Consider the following 14275-nt stretch of genomic DNA (forward strand, 5'->3'; position numbering starts at 1 on the left):
CGGAGTCGAGGAACTTGGGCGGTAAGCTCAAGCATTCCGCACGGTATTGTTTTGATTGGAACCAAACCATGTCGTCGCTGAAAGTTATGTTTGGGATTTTGGCCGCTGGCCTGATGCTGTCGGGCTGCATGCAGGCCACTCGCTATGAGGCGACCGACACCAAGGCCTTCAAGCCGAAGGACAAGGAACTCCTCGCCAAGGTCAAATACGAGAACGCCCCGGTCGCGGAGCCGTTCCGCCGGGCCATCGTCGAGTATCACCGCAAGGAATCGCCGGGCTCGATCGTGGTCGATTCCGACAACCATTATCTCTATTACGTGCTGGAGGGCGGCAAGGCGATCCGCTACGGCATCACCGTTGGCGAAGAGGCCATGGCCTGGTCGGGCATCGCCAAGGTAGGCAGCAAGACCGAGTGGCCGGCCTGGCACCCCACCCCCGGCGAAATCTCGCGCCTGGGCGTGCCGACCTATGTTGCCCCCGGCCCGGACAATCCGATGGGCTCCCGCGCGCTGTATCTCTACTCCGGCGGCAAGGACACGCTGTTTCGCATCCACGGCACCAACCAGCCGGAATATATCGGCGCCTCGATCTCGTCAGGCTGCATCCGCCTGACCAACGAGGACGCGATCGATCTCTATGATCGCGTCAAGGTCGGCACCCTCGTCGTGGTGCTTGAGCCGAAGCACGGCGACTCGCCCTACAATTCGCGGCTTGCGCTTGGCGGCACCCAGCCGGGCAGCTACTGATCGCCGCCTGATCTTCCTGACATCCAAAAGCGCCGGCTTCACCGGCGCTTTTTTGTTGCCGGCTTGTGCGGCCGGGACTTGCCGCCCTTGGCCGCCGACTTCTCCGCAGGCGCTGGAGCCTTCTCCACCCCCTCCTCGTCAGCGCCTTCCCGTGCCTCAGGCTTGACCTCGGGCTTGACCTCAGGCTTGGCCGCGACCTCGCGCGGCGGCGCTTCCTCGGGACGCTCCGCCGGCAGCAGCGGGGCGACCTGTGGCAGCGGATCCCAGACATTCCACTGGCAAATCCGGTAATCGTTGCGCCGCTGCGCCAGGTCGAGATGGATATGGTCCTCATGGTACCAGTCCGAGCCCGGGCCGAGCACGGTGGAAAACCGCGCGCAGACCGAGTGCAGCACGCGTTCGCGCACCTCGCGCGGCATGGTACGGTCGGTGAGGCCGATCGACTGCCCGTTGGCCAGCTTGATGGAGCGCACGTCGATGGCGTTGGCCTTGCCGTGCTCCGAAAGCATCGCGCCGGCGACGCGGTTGCGGCCGCGGCACTCGAAGGAATCGAAATTATCGAGGTCGCTGATGGTCGAGCCGAGGCTGCTGGCCAACGGCACCATGTCCTTGCGCAGCCAATCGGCGATCGCGGACGCCATGGTACAGCGAAGGATCGCCGCCGGCTTGACCGTCACCTTGCGCTTGTCCGGCAGCACGACAGCTTCCAGCCGCACCAGATCTTCGCCGCCGCAGGCGCCGGGGCCGCGGATATCCGGAATGGAGGGCGCGATCGCGATCTCCTCGGTCAGCGCGAGACGGCAGGCCGAGGCCTGCTTCTCGGGCGGCGCCGCGGCCTCTGCGGGCTTGTCGGGAGACGGCCTGTCCCGGGAAGGTTTGTCCTCGGCCTCCGCCGGCGCCGCTTCTGGCGCTTTGGGAGCCTCCTCAGGGCGCGGTCTCGGCAGCGGAATCCTGGCGGAATGAACCGCCGGGCGCGGCCGGGGTGCGCCGATACCGAAGATATCCAGGGGGGATGTCTGCCTTCGCGCCTCTGCCCGGTCGACGAGCACAAGCGATAGCCCGAGCGCAGCGGTAACTATTGCCGCGCCAGCGGACATATAGCCGCGACAAGACCATTTGCGGCGAAAGTCCGGCAGGCTAAAAGTCATGGCAATCTTTGGCCCAACGCTGAGAGCGACAACGCGCCCAGCGACTTCTCGGAGGAACGTCGGAATGCTTGGTTTGATGCAAGATTGGCCCCTGCTCTGCCACCGGATCATCGAACACGCCGCCAAAATTCATGGCAAGCAGGAGGTGGTCACACGCTCGGTCGAGGGACCGATCCATCGCACCACTTACGCAGAGATCCACAAGCGCGCGCTCAAGGTCTCGCAGATGCTGGAGCGCGACGGCATCAAGCTCGGAGACCGTGTCGCGACCATCGCCTGGAACACCTGGCGCCATCTCGAGGTGTGGTACGGCATCATGGGGATCGGTGCCATCTGCCATACCGTCAATCCCCGCCTTTTCCCCGAGCAGATCGCCTGGATCATCAACCATGCGGAAGACCGCATCGTGATGACCGACCTCACCTTCATTCCGATCCTGGAGAAGATCGCCGACAAGCTGCCGAGCGTGGAGCGCTACGTCGTGCTCACCGACAAGGCGCACATGCCGCAGACCACGCTGAAGAACGTGATCGCCTACGAGGACTGGATCGCGCAGGCGGACGGCAAATTCAAATGGAAGGACTTTGACGAGAACACGGCAGCCGCGATGTGTTACACCTCCGGCACCACCGGTGATCCCAAGGGTGTGCTGTATTCGCATCGCTCCAACGTGCTGCACGCGCTGATGGCCAACAATGTCGACGCCCTCGGCACGAGTGCGTCCGAGACAATGCTGCCGGTGGTTCCGCTGTTCCATGCCAACAGCTGGGGCATCGCCTTCTCCGCGCCTTCGCAGGGCACCAAGCTGGTCATGCCCGGCGCCAAGCTCGACGGCGCCTCGGTCTATGAGTTGCTCTCGACCGAGAAGGTGACGCACACCGCCGGCGTGCCGACGGTGTGGCTGATGCTGCTCCAGCACATGTCCGCCAATAATCTCAAGCTGCCGGATCTGAAGATGGTGATCTGCGGCGGCTCGGCGATGCCACGCTCGATGATCAAGGCCTTCCTCGACATGGGCTCGAACGTGCGCCACGCCTGGGGCATGACCGAGATGAGCCCGATCGGCAGCGTCGCGGCGCTGAAGCCGCCGTTCCACAACGCCATCGGCGATGCCAAGCTCGACGTGCTCCAGATGCAGGGCTATGCACCCTTCGGTGTCGAGATGAAGATCACCGACGATGCCGGCAAGGAGCTGCCCTGGGACGGCAAGACCTTCGGCCGGCTGAAGGTCTCCGGGCCTGCCGTCGCCAAGGCCTATTACCGCGTCGACAGCAACATCCTCGACGAGGGAGGCTTCTTCGACACCGGCGACGTCTCGACCATCGACGAGGACGGCTACATGCGGATCACCGACCGCTCCAAGGACGTGATCAAGTCCGGCGGCGAGTGGATCTCCTCGATCGACCTCGAAAACCTCGCGGTCGGTCATCCGGCGGTGGCGGAAGCCGCCGTGATCGGCGTATTCCACCCCAAATGGGACGAGCGCCCGCTGCTGATCGTGCAGCTCAAGCAGGGCCAGCAGGCCACGCGCGAGGAGATCCTGAAGTACATGGACGGCAAGATCGCCAAATGGTGGATGCCCGACGACGTCGCCTTCGTCGAAGGTATTCCGCACACGGCCACCGGCAAGATCCTGAAGACGGCGCTGCGCGACCAGTTCAAGGATTATCGCTTCCCGAACGCGGCGGCGTAAGTCACCACGGCCGTCATGCCCGGGCTTGTCCCGGGCATCCACGTTCTGACCTGAAGAAAGATAGGCGTGGATGGCCGGGACAAGCCCGGCCATGACGGCGAGAGGGATGGCGGAACCCTTGAATTTGCCGCCGCGCCGTGGTCTCAACGGCTCGTCGTCGCGCCAAATCGGCCGGCATCGCCAACCCCGGCAGAGCTCACTCGATGGCCCGCAGGTTTTCCGCTCCCTATCAGTCGGAGCCCGTGTCCAGCCTCGCGAGCTGGGCGCGCAATCTGGCCGTGTTCGCGGTGGTGGCGGTGGTGGTGTCGATCATCGTCGTCCGCTTCGACTTCCTGGAGCCGAAGCCGGCGCTTGCGACTTTCCTGGGCGGGCTCGCGATCGCCGGTCTCTCGATCCTGTTCGGGCTCGCCGGCTTTGCCGCGATCTGGCAGAACGGCTCGCGCGGCATGGCGCGCATCCTGCTCGCTTTCCTGATCGACGGGGCGATCCTCGCCTATCCCGCCTATCTCGCCCTGCAATATCGCAAGCTGCCGGCGATCTACGACATCACCACCGACCCGATCGACCCGCCGCGCTTCGACGCGATGGCGCGCCTGCGCACCGGCGAGGGCACCAACCCCGCAGTCTATGCCGGCCTCTACTCGGCGGAGCAGCAGCGCCGCTTCTATCCCGAAATCGTGCCCGTCGAGCTCGAGATTTCCGTCGACCGCGCCTATGCGATCGCGCTCCAGCTCGTGCACAAGCGCAAATGGATCGTCATCGACGAGCGTGCACCGCAGCCGCCGCGTCGCATCGGCCGCATCGAGGCGGTAGCGCGCACGCCGATCATGGGTTTCCGCGAGGACATTTCGATGAGGTTCGTGGCGGACGGCGATGATTCCCGCGTCGATATCCGCTCGGCCTCGCGCAATTTCGACAGCGATCTCGGCAGCAACGCGGCGCGGATCAAGAAATTCATCGACGATCTCAATACCGCCGCCGATGCCGATGCGCTCAAGCCGGTGAAGAAGACGCCGGTGACGCCGCCGAAGGCACCGGCAAAGACGGTGAAGAAATAGTCCCACCGTCATTCCGGGGCGCGCGTTAGCGCGAGCCCGGAATCCATTCATCCACCAATGCTGAGGCCCGATGGATTCCGGGCTCGCCGCTTCGCGGCGCCCCGGAATGACAGCGAGTTAGGCGTTCGCCATCCGATACGTCCCCGTGATCACGGGATCGCCCTCGGTCGCGACCACGCCGCGGGCGACCAGATCTTCCAGATGCGCCAGCACGGAATAGCCGGCGGCCGTCGTCAGCCTAGGATCGATGCCGATATAGATCGCGCGGACCATGGTCGGGATGTCGGTCTCGCCCTTGGCGAGGCGGTGCAGGATCGAGGCCTCACGCGCCTTGCGGTGCCGGATCAGGAAGCGCACGAAGCGCTGGCCGTCGGGAATCTCCGGGCCGTGGCCGGAGAAATAGAGGTCTTCCTCGCGCGCGGCGAGCCGGTCGAGCGAGTCCATGTAGTCGATCATCGAGCCGTCGGGCGGCGCCACGATCGAGGTCGACCAGCCCATCACGTGATCGCCGACGAAGTTGAACTTTCGCTCCGGCCAGGCGAAGGCCAGATGATTGGCGGTGTGGCCCGGCGTCGCCACGGCCTCGAGCCGCCAGCCGTCACCTTCGACGACATCGCCATGTGCGAGGTTGACGTCCGGCGCGAAATCGCGATCGACGCCGGATTCCGGATTGTGCTTCTCGCTCTCGAAACGGGGGCGCGAGGCCCGGTGCGGGCCTTCGGCATAAACCGGCGCTCCCGTCGCCTGCTTGATCCGCGCGGTGTTGGGCGAATGGTCGCGATGGGTGTGGGTGACGAAGATATGGCTCACCGTCTCGCCGCGCACGGCATCGAGCAGCGCAGCCGCATGCGCTTCATCGTCCGGACCTGGATCGATGATCGCGACATTGCCTCGGCCCACGATGTAGCTGACCGTGCCGGTGAAGGTGAACGGGCTCGGATTGTTGCAGAGCACGCGGCGCACGCCGGGTCGGACTTCCTCGACGATGCCGGGCTTCAGCGGAAAATTGCGGTTGAACGGGACGTCGTCGTTGTCGGACATGGGACTTCCTATACGGACGACCCCACTCTTCGTCATACCCCGCGAAAGCGGGGTATCCAGTACGCCGCGGCGCCTGAGGCGAAGGCGAGGTCTCTGGGATACTGGATCGTCCGCCTACGCGGACGATGACAGCGGAGCAAGGCAATCGGCACGGAAGCCAATAACAATCAGAAAAACGCCTGAATGCCCGTGATGGCGCGGCCCAGGATCAGGGCGTGGACGTCGTGGGTGCCCTCGTAGGTGTTGACCGTCTCGAGGTTCTGGACGTGGCGCATGACGTGGTATTCGATCGAGATGCCGTTGCCGCCGTGCATGTCGCGGGCGGTGCGGGCGATGTCGAGGGCCTTGCCGCAATTGTTGCGCTTCATGATCGAGATCATCTCGGGCGCGAACTTGCCCTCGTCCATCAGGCGGCCGACGCGAAGCGAGCCCTGAAGACCCAGCGCGATCTCGGTCTCCATGTCCGCGAGCTTCTTCTGCACGAGCTGGGTTGCGGCGAGCGGCTTGCCGAACTGCTTGCGGTCGAGCGTGTACTGGCGGGCGCGATGCATGCAGTCCTCGGCCGCGCCGAGCGCGCCCCAGGAAATGCCGTAGCGGGCGCGGTTGAGGCAGCCGAACGGACCCTTCAGGCCGGAGACGTTGGGCAGCAGGGCGTCTTCCGGAACCACGACGCCGTCCATCACGACCTCGCCGGTGATGGAGGCGCGAAGCGAGAGCTTGCCGCCGATCTTCGGTGCGGAGAGGCCCTTCATGCCCTTCTCCAGCACGAAGCCGCGGATCTGGTTGTCGTGCGCAGCCGACTTGGCCCAGACCACGAACACGTCCGCGATCGGCGCGTTCGAGATCCACATCTTGCTGCCGGTGAGGCGATAGCCGTCCGAAACCTTTTCCGCGCGGGTCTTCATGCCGGCGGGATCGGAGCCGGCGTCAGGCTCCGTCAGACCGAAGCAGCCGACCCACTCGCCGCTGGCGAGCTTCGGCAGGTACTTCTTGCGCTGGTTCTCGTCGCCATAGGCGTAGATCGGGTACATCACCAGTGAGGACTGCACCGAGTTCATCGAGCGGTAGCCGGAATCGACCCGCTCGATCTCGCGCGCGACGAGGCCGTAAGCCACGTAGCTCGCGTTGGCGCAGCCATATTCCTCAGGCAGCGTGATGCCGATCAGGCCGAGCTCGCCCATCTCGTTGAAGATCTCGCGGTCGGTCTTCTCTTCGAGATACGCCTTGGCGACGCGCGGCAGCAGCTTGTCCTGGGCGTAGGCGCGGGCGGTGTCGCGCACCATGCGCTCGTCTTCGGTGAGTTGCTCGTCGAGCAGGAACGGATCGTCCCACTGGAAAGAAGCCGCAGCCGGCTTGTCCTTGGCCTGAGGGCGCACGCTCATAAAACGTCCTTTCGCGTCTGGTTCCGTCAACAATTGCCCGACAAACTAAAGCGCCGCGGCAACAAGTGCAATTGCGTCCTGGTTTCGGTCATTCCGGGGCGACGCGACGGGACCGCGTAAGCGCGGTCCGGGGCGTCGAACCCGGAATCTCGTTTCTACAACATCGAGATTCCGGGTCTGGCGCCTTCAGCGCCATCCCGGAATGACACTGCGTGTCAACTCTCGAGTTGCTCGTTGGCGACGATCTCGATGCCGAAGCCCGACAGGCCCTTGTAGTCGTGCACCGAGGAGGTGAGATGCCGGATCGAGGTGACGCCGAGGTCGCGCAGGATCTGCGCGCCGACGCCGACCTCGCGCCACTGGCGGTTGCGGTCGGCCTCTGTCGAGGACTCGTCCGGCAGCGGCGCCACGGGGACACCGGCGGCTCCATCGCGCAGGTAAACCAGCACGCCACGGCCGGATTTCTTGAAATGCTCGAGCACGACCGCCATGCGCTTGTGACCGGTGAAGGTGTCCTTGACGATGTTCGGCTTGTGGAAGCGCGTCAGCACGTTCTTGCCGTCGCCGACGCCGTTATAGACGAAGGCGACGTGAGCGATGGAATCGAACGGCGAGCGGTAGGCATAGCCCTGCAAGGGACCGATCGGGCTCTCGGTGACGAAGGTCGAGACCCGCTCGATCAGTTTTTCGCGCGCCTGGCGGTAGGCGATCATATCCGCGATGGTGACGTGCTTCAGCTTGTGCTGGGCGGCGAAGCGGGCGACCTGCTCGCCCTTCATCACGCTGCCGTCGTCGTTCATGAGCTCGCTGATGACGCCGACCGGCGGAAGGCCCGAGAGCTTGCAGAGGTCCACGGCAGCCTCGGTATGGCCGGAGCGCAGCAGCACGCCGCCGTCCTTGGCGATCAGCGGGAAGATGTGACCGGGCCGGGCGAAATCGTTGGCGCCGACATTGGGATTGGCCAGCGCGCGGCAGCAGGAGGCACGCTCCTCGGCGGAGATGCCGGTGCCGCCATCGGGCTTGTAGTCGATCGACACCGTGAACGCGGTGGTGTGCGCGGAATCGTTATGGGCCACCATCGGATCGAGCCGCAGGCGGCGCGCGTCATCGCCGGTCACAGGCGCGCAGACGATGCCGGAGGTGTGGCGGATGATGAACGCCATCTTCTCGGCGGTGCAGAGCGAGGCGGCGACGATCAGATCGCCCTCGCCCTCACGGTCCTCGTCGTCGGTGACGACGACGAGCTCCCCCCGGGCAAAGGCCTGCAAGACTTCCTGAATGCTATCGGGCATTTCCCAATCTCTATCGGTTATGCCGGGAGGCTTAGCCGGACTTGGGCCGGGGCGCTAGTGTCCTGGACGCAACCGCATATTCCGGGCGGCGGGCCCATCGAAGGCCGGCTTGCACCGAAGATACCAGGATATAGGCGCAGACAGCCGGAGAGGAAGGCGGCCGGATGCCGTCAAGGCAGCACCTCGCGCCGTTCGCCGAGCCGCTGATCGAGCTCGGCGCGCTTGTCGGCGAGCAGGCCGGCCTGGGCGGCTTCGATCACGGTAAATAGCTCGTGCGCATCGCTGAGCCGGGTCACGGTGACGTAGCTGGCGCCGGCCTCGTAGAGCGCCCCGACGTCGGCCAGGAGGTCGGCGGTGGCGACGATCAGGGCGGTCGGATTGAGCGCGCGCACGTGGCGGACCAGCTTCTCGTTGGTGGCGCCCTTCAGCAGCGAATCCGGCACGCTGAGGATGATCATCTCGGACTTGCCGATGCCGGCATGGAGCAGCGTATCGACATTGCTGATATCGCCGTAGATCACGTGCAGGCCGCGCGAAAGCAGGGTCTGGTACACATTGGGGTTGAAGTCGACCACCGTGATCTGCTCCAGCAGCACCGGCGCCTGCCGCTCGATCTCGGCCAGCAGCGCGCTCGCGGCACGGAAAAAGCCGAGGATGACGACGCGGCGGGCCTCGCCATGGCCGCCCTCGTGCCCGTCCTCGGCATGGCCGCTGCCGTGATCGAGGTCGCGCAGGCCGATCCGCTTCAGGGGGCCGATCGCCCAGCGGGTGATCTCGTCGCTGCGGCTCATCGCGAAGGTCGAGAGCACCGCCAGCACCACGAAGGCGAAGGAGGCGGCGTTCGCCGTCTCGGCTGCGATGTGGTGATCGGCGACGCCGGTCTGGATCACCACCAGCGAGAACTCGGAGATCTGCGCGAGGTTGAGGGCCGGCAACAGGCTAGCGCGCAGGCCCTGCTTCATCAGGTAGAGCGGCGTGAAGGTGGTGAGGAGGCGGCTCACCACCGTGAACGCCGCGATCATCACGGCAAGTCCTATCACCGAGAGGCCAGGCACGGGGATGGTCATGCCGAGCGCGACGAAAAACAGGGTGATGAAGAAGTCGCGCAGCGTGGTGACCTTGGCGGTGACGTCGAGGGCGTAAGGGAAGGTCGAGAGCGACACGCCGGCAATCAGCGCACCCATTTCGCGCGACAGCGAGAGCCGCTCGGCGGTCTCGGCAACGAGGAAGCACCAGGCCAGCGCGCCGAGCAGGATCAACTCGGGGCGCCGGGCGATCTGGTGGAACAGGCGCGGCAGCACGTAGCGGCTGACCAGCAGCGCGGCGGCAACCAGCACAGCGACGCGGCCGATCGAGAGCAGGATGACGCTGACCTGCAGATTGGCCAGGCTCGGCTGCACTGCCAGGAAGAGAATCGCGAAGATGTCCTGAAGCACCAGGACGCCGAGGGTGATGCGGCCCGGCAGCGTATCGAGCTCGCGCTTCTCGTAGAGCACCTTGACGATGATGACGGTGCTCGACAATGCGCAGGCGACGCAGAGATAGACCGCATCGAAGTGCCCGCCGCCGAGCGCCAGGCCGATGCCGACGAAGAAGAGGAGCCCGAGCAGGCAGCCGCCGAGCAGCTGGCTGCCCGCCGCGAACAGGATCACCCGCCCTGCCCGCACGATCTTCTTCAGGTCGATTTCCAGGCCGATCATGAAAAGCATGAAGATCAGGCCAAGCTCGGAGATGACGCTGATCGATTCCTGCGAGTGGACCCAGCCGGCGCCGAATGGACCTATGCAGAAGCCAGCGATAAGGTAGGCCAGGATCAGCGGCTGCCGGGAGAAATGGGCGAGCAGGCCCAGCATCCAGGCAAAGAGGATAGAGAGAGTGATGTCGCGAATGAGCTCGTGCATACCAAATTGGTCCGTTTTGCCGCACCCTAGAGACGGGTTGCGGCGCGGCAAGCGAGCAATTCGTCACATGCGAAAAGGGCTGCTCGCAGCAATGCTGCTATGCCCCCTCGCCTTTGCCGTGCCCGCCGCCGCGCAATCCAAGGTCAATATCGAACAGAACTTTGCCGATTCCCTCACCGCTATGCCGAAGGAAGAACTCGCTGTCTCCGGCGGGTTCTACGTGCCCGCTTACTCCAGCGTGGCGATGAGCCAGGGCAAGCTGCGCGTCGACTTCTCGGTGACCTTGAGTGTTCACAACGCCTCCGAGACGCAAGCACTGGTGATCAAACGCATCGCCTATTTCGACACCGCAGGCAAGCAGGTCGAGAGTTATCTGAAGGCGCCGGTGGCCTTGAGGCCGCTGGCGACCGTCTCGGTCTTCATTCCGACCGACGATTTGCGCGGCGGGACCGGGGCCAATTTCCTGGTCGATTGGGCCGCCACGGGCGAGATCGCCGAGCCCGTGGTCGAGGCCCTCATGGTTGGCGGCATCGCCAATGCGCATTACGCTTTCATCAGCCAGGGCCGTCCGACCCGGACCGCCGGCAAGAAGTAAGGCGGCCGGTGCAACGCAGGCCGGCTCAACAAGAACAGAAACGAGGAACGCCCCCATGACGTCCAGCTTCGATTTCGCGCCCCTGTTTCCGGCAGGGCTGCCGGCCCCTTCCGCGCGCTGGACGGGCCTTGCCAAATACAGCTTTGTCGGCGGCAATAACGATTCCGAGCAGGTGCCGCTCGACGAGCTGATCGAAGCGACCAGCACGGTGCTGCGCCGCGAGGGCCGCTCGCTCGCCACCTACGGGCTGGCGCATGGGCCGCAGGGTTACCTGCCCCTGCGCGAATTCCTGGTGACGAAGCTCAAGCGCGATGCCGGCATCACCTGCACCGTCGACGATCTCCTGATCGTCTCCGGCTCGCTGCAGGCGCTCGATCTCGTCAACGCGACGCTGCTGACCCGCGGCGATACCGTGATCTTCGAACAGGACAGCTATCAGGGCTCGCTGACCCGCCTGGCGCGGCTCGGCGTCAACGTGGTCGGCGTCCCCCTCGACAAGGACGGCATGCGCATGGACCTCTTGGCCGCGACGCTGGCCGACCTGAAGAGCCGCGGCATCCGTCCGAAATACATCTACACCATTCCGACCGTGCAGAACCCGACCGGCAGCATCATGCCCGAGAGCCGCCGCGCCGAGCTGGTACGGCTCGCGACCGAATATGGCGTGCCCATCTTCGAGGACGATTGCTATGCCGACCTGGTCTGGTCGGGGCAGCGGCCACCGGCGATCTACGCGATGAGCCCGAACGGCGGGGTGATCCATATCGGCTCGTTCTCGAAATCGATCGCGCCGGCGCTGCGCGTCGGCTTCATCGTCGCGCCCTGGGAGGTGATGTCGCGGATGCTGGCGCTGAAGACGGACGCGGGCTCCGGTGCGCTGGAGCAGATGGTGCTCGCCACCTATTGCAAGCCGCATTTTTCGACCCACGTGCCGGCTTTGACGAAGGCGCTGCGCACCAAGCTCGACACGCTGATGGAAGCGCTGAACGAGCAGTTCGGAACGGCGGCGGAATTCGAGGAGCCCAAGGGCGGCATCTTTCTCTGGGTGAAGCTACCCGAGCAGGTCGATACGCTGAAGCTGTATCAGGCCGCGCTTGCCGCCGGCGTCTCGATCAATCCGGGACCGGAATGGTCGACCAACAAGGCCCATTCCAGCTCGCGGCTCAGGCTGTGCTTCGCAAGTCCCTCGCACCAGCAGATCCGCGAGGGCGTCGCCGTGCTGGCCGAGGTCTGCCGCAAGGAATTCGGCGTGCCGGCCCGCAGCGCCAACGTGGAGAAACGGGGCTGAGGCCGCCACCTTACGCCTCGAGGTGAAATTCCACGTTGACCTGGCCGGAGCCGGAGGACGGGAAATAGTCGCAAAGCTGCTCGGCGGCGCCGCGATAGTCGTACCAGCCGAGCGCGGCGAACAGCATGATGGTGTCGGCCATGCCGCCTTCACCGTTGCACTTGGTGGCGTAGTCCGGAAGCATGTCGAGGAATTCGCGGTAGCGGCGGCTCTGCCACAGCTCGAGCACGCGCAAATCGACCTGGCGGTTGAACTCGCTGGCGACCGAGGTCCACGCCTCCGGGCCGAGCTTCTTGTTCGGCCAGAGCCGGTGCGAGAGCGAGCCGCTGGCGAGGACGGCGACCCGCTCGCCGGATGCGTCGATCGCCCGGCGGGTCGCTTCACCGACGATCCGGCTCTCCTCGAACGAGGTGAAGAGCGGCGAGGCGACCGAGACGACCTTCGCAAAGCCGTCCGGGTTCATGTAGTGCATCGGCACGATCGTGCCGTATTCGAGCCCGAGGCTCGCCACCTGATGGGCGATCACGTTCAGGCCCGCCTCTCCGGCCCTATCAGCGATGGCCTCCGCCAGGGGCGTATCACCCGGCAGATCGTAGCGCAGATCCTGGATCATCTGCGGCGCCTCGTGGCTCGTGAACGAGCCGCGATGCCTCGCATTGGCATTGATGTGGTAGCCGAAATTGGAGAGCCAGTGGGTGTCGAACACCACGAAGCAGGTGACGCCGCGCTCTTTCGCCCGCCGGCCGAGTTCGCGCAGGGACCTGACCGCCGGCTCGCGCGCGGCACGCAGCGGGCTGCCGGGTTGCTCCGACAGCATCAACGATGGAACGTGGGTGACCTTGGCGGCGAGTACGAGCTGCCCCATGGCGGTCCCCTCGAAGCGTCAGGCCGCCTGGGGCTGACTGCCGTGGATTGCGGAGGCAAGCCGCAGCAAAAGCACGATCGAGACGTTGCCCTTGCCGGCCTCGATCTGGGCGATATAGCGCTCGGAAATCCCGGAACGGCGGGCCAGCTCGCGGCGCGACAGGTCGCAGCGCATGCGCGAGGACCGCAGGCGATCGCCCAGCTCGGTCAGAAACTCGGTCTCGGAATAAGGCGGCACGGCACAGCTCCCCGGCAGCACTTCGCCCGCAAAATCCATGACTTGATTCAGCATTGGTGTATCCAGGTTGGCCTTCGGGAAGCGCCATCCTACTCCCGAAAAAGCCGGGCTCATTGACGCGGATCAAATTCGCGAGTGATCGGCGGCCGCCATGGACGGAAGCGGGCGGGATGCTACACTTTGGAATTCTTCGAGGCGGGGTTCTCTAGGACATGACGCGTTGTTTGAGCCGCTGGATCGCGGCTGCGCTGCTGTGGGCGGCGATCGCGCCTGCGGCCAGTGCCGAGACGCTGGCCGCGATGGTCGAGCAATGGGGCCTGCTCGGCTCATGGGCGGTCGACTGCGCAGCGAAGCCCGACCGCGACAAGGGCGCGCTGCTGACCTACGAGATCCGGAAGGACGGCCGGGTGATGTACCGGCGCAATTTCGGCGACGCCAAGGACGAGAACGAGGTGGTGTCGGCCACGGTCGGCGCCGAGGGCCTGCTCAATGTGATGGTGTACTTCCCCTCGCTGCACCAAGCGCGTGAGTTCGGGCTGCTGCTCCTGAAGGACGGCAGCCTGCGCGCAATCTACAATCGCAGCGAGCGCGGCGAGTACACGATCCGGGACGGCAAATACGTCGCGACGGGCGCACCGACGCCAACGCAACAACGCTGCGATTAGCCACCTGAACAGCCGTTCAGAATTCTCCTGTGATTCTCCCGGAACGTTCGCGTGAATGCCCGGTTTAAATTGGCATTCGATTGGAGGAGGACATCATGAAGAAGCTTGGTTATGTGGTTGCGGCCGTGGGTGCGCTCGTGATCGCGGCGCCGACGCTGGCAAGCGCCGAGACGGTGGTGATCAAGCGCGGCTATCACCATCATCATCACGGCCCGTACGGCGCCCGCGCCGAATATCGCATGCACCATCACGATCGCGGCTGGCATCGCCACCATCGCGGAGACCGAGTGGTCGTGATCAAGCGCAGCCACCGCCACCATCACTGGGACTAATGCGCAACGCGAATGAAAATGGCCCCTCACGG

At 65.1% G+C, this 14275-nt stretch carries 14 protein-coding genes; 7 read left to right on the forward strand and 7 right to left on the reverse strand.

From position 1 onward, the window contains the following. Positions 1-68 precede the first annotated feature (68 nt). Positions 69-746: a L,D-transpeptidase gene (locus D6B98_RS09255; RefSeq protein ID WP_126256680.1), complete on the forward strand. Its 678-nt coding sequence runs from the start codon at positions 69-71 to the stop codon at positions 744-746. 38 nt (positions 747-784) lie between these two features. Here D6B98_RS09255 and D6B98_RS09260 read toward each other — a convergent pair whose 3' ends face one another. Continuing rightward, a complete protein-coding gene (locus tag D6B98_RS09260; RefSeq protein WP_126256681.1) occupies positions 785-1894 on the reverse strand; it encodes an extensin family protein in 1110 nt (369 codons plus the stop codon). A 64-nt stretch (positions 1895-1958) separates the two neighbouring features. On the opposite strand from D6B98_RS09260, the gene D6B98_RS09265 reads away from it, so the two are divergent. After that, positions 1959-3587 carry a fatty-acid--CoA ligase gene (locus D6B98_RS09265; protein ID WP_126256682.1) on the forward strand — a complete coding sequence of 543 codons (1629 nt, stop codon included), beginning with the start codon at positions 1959-1961 and terminating at the stop codon, positions 3585-3587. 203 nt (positions 3588-3790) lie between these two features. Next, a complete protein-coding gene (locus tag D6B98_RS09270) occupies positions 3791-4645 on the forward strand; it encodes a DUF1499 domain-containing protein (RefSeq protein ID WP_126256683.1) in 855 nt (284 codons plus the stop codon). 117 nt (positions 4646-4762) lie between these two features. Here the strand turns inward: D6B98_RS09270 and D6B98_RS09275 are convergent, their stop codons facing one another. The 4 genes from D6B98_RS09275 to D6B98_RS09290 all read right to left on the reverse strand — a co-directional run bounded on the left by D6B98_RS09275 (position 4763) and on the right by D6B98_RS09290 (position 10261). Next, positions 4763-5686 carry an MBL fold metallo-hydrolase gene (locus D6B98_RS09275; protein ID WP_126256684.1) on the reverse strand — a complete coding sequence of 308 codons (924 nt, stop codon included), beginning with the start codon at positions 5684-5686 and terminating at the stop codon, positions 4763-4765. A gap of 167 nt (positions 5687-5853) precedes the next feature. Beyond that, the gene (locus tag D6B98_RS09280) at positions 5854-7068 is read right to left on the reverse strand and encodes an acyl-CoA dehydrogenase (RefSeq protein WP_126256685.1); all 1215 of its coding nucleotides are present in this window, start codon (positions 7066-7068) and stop codon (positions 5854-5856) included. 215 nt (positions 7069-7283) lie between these two features. Then, positions 7284-8360: a 3,4-dihydroxy-2-butanone-4-phosphate synthase gene (gene ribB / locus D6B98_RS09285; protein ID WP_126256686.1), complete on the reverse strand. Its 1077-nt coding sequence runs from the start codon at positions 8358-8360 to the stop codon at positions 7284-7286. 170 nt (positions 8361-8530) lie between these two features. After that, positions 8531-10261, reverse strand: coding sequence for a cation:proton antiporter (locus D6B98_RS09290; protein WP_126256687.1), 1731 nt, complete (start codon positions 10259-10261; stop codon positions 8531-8533). Positions 10262-10328: 67 nt separating this feature from the next. On the opposite strand from D6B98_RS09290, the gene D6B98_RS09295 reads away from it, so the two are divergent. Beyond that, a complete protein-coding gene (locus D6B98_RS09295; RefSeq protein ID WP_164718483.1) occupies positions 10329-10856 on the forward strand; it encodes a DUF3124 domain-containing protein in 528 nt (175 codons plus the stop codon). 55 nt (positions 10857-10911) lie between these two features. Then, positions 10912-12144, forward strand: a complete 1233-nt coding sequence (locus tag D6B98_RS09300; RefSeq protein WP_126256689.1) for an aminotransferase-like domain-containing protein — start codon at positions 10912-10914, stop codon at positions 12142-12144. A gap of 10 nt (positions 12145-12154) precedes the next feature. Here the strand turns inward: D6B98_RS09300 and hpaD are convergent, their stop codons facing one another. Both hpaD and D6B98_RS09310 read right to left on the reverse strand, forming a co-directional pair. Continuing rightward, the gene (gene hpaD, locus D6B98_RS09305) at positions 12155-13009 is read right to left on the reverse strand and encodes a 3,4-dihydroxyphenylacetate 2,3-dioxygenase (RefSeq protein WP_126256690.1); all 855 of its coding nucleotides are present in this window, start codon (positions 13007-13009) and stop codon (positions 12155-12157) included. Positions 13010-13027: 18 nt separating this feature from the next. After that, positions 13028-13300, reverse strand: coding sequence for a helix-turn-helix domain-containing protein (locus D6B98_RS09310; protein WP_128916759.1), 273 nt, complete (start codon positions 13298-13300; stop codon positions 13028-13030). 158 nt (positions 13301-13458) lie between these two features. On the opposite strand from D6B98_RS09310, the gene D6B98_RS09315 reads away from it, so the two are divergent. Both D6B98_RS09315 and D6B98_RS09320 read left to right on the forward strand, forming a co-directional pair. Then, on the forward strand, positions 13459-13911 hold the full coding sequence (locus D6B98_RS09315) for a hypothetical protein (RefSeq protein ID WP_126256692.1): 453 nt from the start codon (positions 13459-13461) through the stop codon (positions 13909-13911). A 95-nt stretch (positions 13912-14006) separates the two neighbouring features. Beyond that, complete coding sequence (locus D6B98_RS09320; RefSeq protein ID WP_126256693.1) at positions 14007-14243, forward strand: hypothetical protein; 237 nt, start codon at positions 14007-14009, stop codon at positions 14241-14243. Positions 14244-14275: the final 32 nt, after the last annotated feature.

The sequence above is a fragment of the Bradyrhizobium sp. LVM 105 genome (genome assembly GCF_003957705.1).
GTDB lineage: Bacteria > Pseudomonadota > Alphaproteobacteria > Rhizobiales > Xanthobacteraceae > Bradyrhizobium > Bradyrhizobium frederickii.

Coding starts and splice junctions, on each gene's coding strand:
- D6B98_RS09255 (WP_126256680.1), top strand. CDS start 69: ATGTCGTCGCTGAAAGTTATGTTTGGGATTTTGGCCGCTGGCCTGATG.
- D6B98_RS09260 (WP_126256681.1), bottom strand. CDS start 1,894: ATGACTTTTAGCCTGCCGGACTTTCGCCGCAAATGGTCTTGTCGCGGC.
- D6B98_RS09265 (WP_126256682.1), top strand. CDS start 1,959: ATGCTTGGTTTGATGCAAGATTGGCCCCTGCTCTGCCACCGGATCATC.
- D6B98_RS09270 (WP_126256683.1), top strand. CDS start 3,791: ATGGCCCGCAGGTTTTCCGCTCCCTATCAGTCGGAGCCCGTGTCCAGC.
- D6B98_RS09275 (WP_126256684.1), bottom strand. CDS start 5,686: ATGTCCGACAACGACGACGTCCCGTTCAACCGCAATTTTCCGCTGAAG.
- D6B98_RS09280 (WP_126256685.1), bottom strand. CDS start 7,068: ATGAGCGTGCGCCCTCAGGCCAAGGACAAGCCGGCTGCGGCTTCTTTC.
- ribB (WP_126256686.1), bottom strand. CDS start 8,360: ATGCCCGATAGCATTCAGGAAGTCTTGCAGGCCTTTGCCCGGGGGGAG.
- D6B98_RS09290 (WP_126256687.1), bottom strand. CDS start 10,261: ATGCACGAGCTCATTCGCGACATCACTCTCTCTATCCTCTTTGCCTGG.
- D6B98_RS09295 (WP_164718483.1), top strand. CDS start 10,329: ATGCGAAAAGGGCTGCTCGCAGCAATGCTGCTATGCCCCCTCGCCTTT.
- D6B98_RS09300 (WP_126256689.1), top strand. CDS start 10,912: ATGACGTCCAGCTTCGATTTCGCGCCCCTGTTTCCGGCAGGGCTGCCG.
- hpaD (WP_126256690.1), bottom strand. CDS start 13,009: ATGGGGCAGCTCGTACTCGCCGCCAAGGTCACCCACGTTCCATCGTTG.
- D6B98_RS09310 (WP_128916759.1), bottom strand. CDS start 13,300: ATGCTGAATCAAGTCATGGATTTTGCGGGCGAAGTGCTGCCGGGGAGC.
- D6B98_RS09315 (WP_126256692.1), top strand. CDS start 13,459: ATGACGCGTTGTTTGAGCCGCTGGATCGCGGCTGCGCTGCTGTGGGCG.
- D6B98_RS09320 (WP_126256693.1), top strand. CDS start 14,007: ATGAAGAAGCTTGGTTATGTGGTTGCGGCCGTGGGTGCGCTCGTGATC.